A 689-nucleotide genomic window follows, 5' to 3' on the forward strand; every position below is an offset into this window, starting at 1 on the left:
GCTGGGGGCGGGCGCCGCGAGCGCGGAGTCCAACGGCGGGGTGCGGGTGATGCCGCTGGGTGACTCGATCACCGAGGGCACCCAGGTGCCCGGCGGATACCGCATCGGGCTGTGGCAGCGCCTGGCCGCCGGCCGCTACACCGTCGACTTCGTCGGCTCGCAGTACAACGGGCCGGGCAACCTGGGCGACCACGACCACGAGGGCCACCCCGGCTGGCGGATCGACCAGATCGACGCCAACATCACCGGCTGGCTGCGCTCCTACACCCCGCGCACCGTGCTGCTGCACATCGGCACCAACGACGTGCTGCAGAACTACAACGTCTCCTCCGCCCCCCAGCGGCTGTCCACCCTGATCGACCACATCACCTCGGCCGCCCCCAACGCCGACGTGTTCGTCGCCACGATCATCCCGCTGTCCAACTCCGGCCAGGAGTCGGCCGCCCGCACCTTCAACGCCGCCCTCCCCGGCATCGTGCAGTCCAAGGTCAACAACGGCAAGCACGTCCACCTCGTCGACATGCACAGCAAGCTCACCACCGGCGACCTCATCGACGGCATCCACCCCACCGCCGGCGGCTACGACAAGATGGCCGCCGCCTGGTACGCCGCCCTCCAGTCGGTGCCGGGCAGCCTGGGCCAGGGATCCAGCCCGAGCCCCAGTGTCAGCCCCAGCTCCAGCCCGAGCG

1 protein-coding gene is annotated in these 689 nt (G+C 70.8%); it reads left to right on the forward strand.

The window, feature by feature from the left end:
• A partial coding sequence (locus F5972_RS36815) for an SGNH/GDSL hydrolase family protein (RefSeq protein ID WP_225312252.1) occupies positions 1 to 689 on the forward strand: 689 nt, incomplete at both ends.

Source organism: Microbispora cellulosiformans, assembly GCF_008728085.1.
In the GTDB taxonomy this organism is placed as follows: Bacteria; Actinomycetota; Actinomycetes; order Streptosporangiales; family Streptosporangiaceae; genus Microbispora; species Microbispora amethystogenes.